The organism is Vibrio sp. 1288 (genome assembly GCF_033344475.1).
Map to the genome: position 1 here is coordinate 1 of NZ_JAWPOX010000560.1, position 684 is coordinate 684.

Genomic DNA, 684 nt, shown 5'->3' on the forward strand with positions numbered 1-684 from the left:
AGTGATACGCGACAATTCAATTGCGCCTTGATCTACTCGTGCTCTTCGCTTGTCTTCGTCCAAGCGCTCGAGTTCAATAGCTTGTTGGTATTCCCAATATGCATAAGCTTGCTCTACACCCATATCCGTCAATGGAATCGAGGCAAGAGGAAAGATCAGCGTTCCCTCACTATCAATACCATTAAGTCCGGTGATGGCAGAAATCCGCGTTTCTATGCCGTCTTCATCAGGCATTGGGTGCAGCTCATCCCAATATGACTCAACAAACGCGCTAGCAATTTTGTAGCCTACGCCCATGCCTCTAAAACCATAAAGACGAGTTAATGCTTCTATTAGCCAGGCAACAAACTCAAAATCTTTTGATTGTGTAGCGAGAACTTCTGGTACTTCTTCAACAAAAACGCGCCATAAGTTGTTATGTGTGTGAATACTTTCTTCTTCGATGATGGCGTTTCGCTCTGCGTTTCTTGCCACCATTCGCTGATCTTTAAGTCGATAATAAGCAGACTGGGGAGAGACATCCTCTCTTGGATCAATGCCAGTCGGATTGTCTTCCGAAATTGGTGCAAGGACTTGCTCATACCAATCAAACATCGTGGTACTCATACTCTCCCCCTCAAAAACACAGGAATAGTCGCATCATCGCGCCTAGCGGAGTCAAACTCACTAGGTTCTTGACGCACT

1 protein-coding gene is annotated in these 684 nt (G+C 45.6%); it reads right to left on the bottom strand.

Annotation, left to right across the window (positions count from 1 at the left end; translation table 11 throughout):
* Window positions 1-606: type VI secretion system ImpA family N-terminal domain-containing protein (locus R8O11_RS28030; RefSeq protein WP_318194976.1), on the bottom strand; the 606-nt coding region annotated here is incomplete at its 3' end.
* Window positions 607-684: the final 78 nt, after the last annotated feature.